Here is a 1465-nt window from a genome sequence, read left to right on the forward strand (position 1 = left end):
CGGGCGAAGGAATACCGTCGAAATAGCCGCTGCGCCCCTTTGGCGCCTCCTCCGATTTGGTGCTGACATTGAACCGCGCCAGCCGCACCACACAGCAGACCGAAAACACCAGCACCGAAATCCACCCGGCGCCGCGCACGTCCTGCAAAGCCCAGAAATAGATCACCAGCGGCGTCGCCACGCCGAAGTTCAGAAAGTCCGCCAGCGAGTCCAGCTCGGCACCCATCTTGCTTTCGCTGTGCAGCGCCCGTGCCAGCCGCCCGTCCAGCCCGTCCAGAATCGCGGCCAGAATAATCATCATCACCGCCAGGGAGTAATTCCCGAACACCGCAAAGCGGATCGCCGTCAGCCCTGCACAGATGGCGCCGATGGTCATCATGTTCGGCATCAGCTGGATCAGCGCAAATTCGGATTTTTTCTTTTCCGGGGTGTCATACATTGCGGTGGTTCTTTCTTCCTCGCGGGGCACTGAAGCACGACGCGGCCCATGGGCGGCCTTCGGAGCAATCCACTGGGGTAAATTTCGCGGCTGTCTTAGCCGTGGCGCACATATGCCCCAAGCAGCGCCCCGGCGCAATGTTTGCAAATCCGGTGGCCGTCCGCTGTGCGACAAGTGTACTGGCAACACCCCGGCAAAGGAAATGGCACCGTGCATCGCACGGTGCCACGCCCAACTGTGAAGATCTCCCTTCCGGGAGATCCTGAGCAGGCGGGAGCCCCCTGCCTGTCTCAATCCATCAAGCTCAGTTACCCGACGACGTTGAACTCCGGCCCATAGGGGTATTTGGTGATGTTCTCATTGCCGTCTTCGTGGATGATCAGGATGTCATGCTCACGGTAGCCGCCCGCACCGGGCTGGCCGTCCGCAATAGTCAGCATCGGCTCCATCGAGATCACCATGCCCGGTTCCAGCACCGTGTCGATGTCCTCGCGCAGCTCCAGCCCGGCCTCGCGGCCATAGTAGTGCGACAAGACGCCAAACGAGTGGCCATAACCGAATGTGCGGTACTGCAGCAGGTCCTGCTCTTCAAAGAAGGCATTGATCTGATGGGTGATTTCCGCGCAGCTCGCCCCCGGCTTCAGCAGCGAGATGCCCAGTTCATGCGCCGCCACATTGGCCTTCCAGATGCGCAAGGATTCTGCGTCCACTTCCTTCACGAACATGGTCCGCTCCAGCGCGGTATAATAGCCGGAGATCATCGGGAAAGTGTTCAGCGACAGGATATCGCCGCGCTGCAGGGTGCGGCCCGTCACCGGGTTATGGGCCCCGTCGGTGTTGATGCCGGACTGGAACCAGACCCAGCTGTCGCGGTATTCGGCGTCCGGGAAACGTTTGGCAATCTCCAGCTCCATCGCGTCCCGGCCGGCCATTGCCACATCAATCTCGCGTGCGCCTTCCTTGACCGCATCGCGGATCGCAAAGCCGCCGACGTCTGCCACCGCGGCACCGGCACGGATCATGTCC

The 1465-nt window shown here is 61.4% G+C and carries 2 protein-coding genes; both read right to left on the minus strand.

Translation table 11 applies throughout. From position 1 onward, the window contains the following. The coding region (locus A2I95_RS37455) for a phosphatidylcholine/phosphatidylserine synthase (RefSeq protein ID WP_291737522.1) at window positions 1–439 on the minus strand (439 nt) is incomplete at its 3' end. A 308-nt stretch (window positions 440–747) separates the two neighbouring features. Further along, window positions 748–1465: M24 family metallopeptidase (locus tag A2I95_RS37460; RefSeq protein WP_291737523.1), on the minus strand; the 718-nt coding region annotated here is incomplete at its 5' end.

The organism is Leisingera sp. F5 (genome assembly GCF_001593695.1).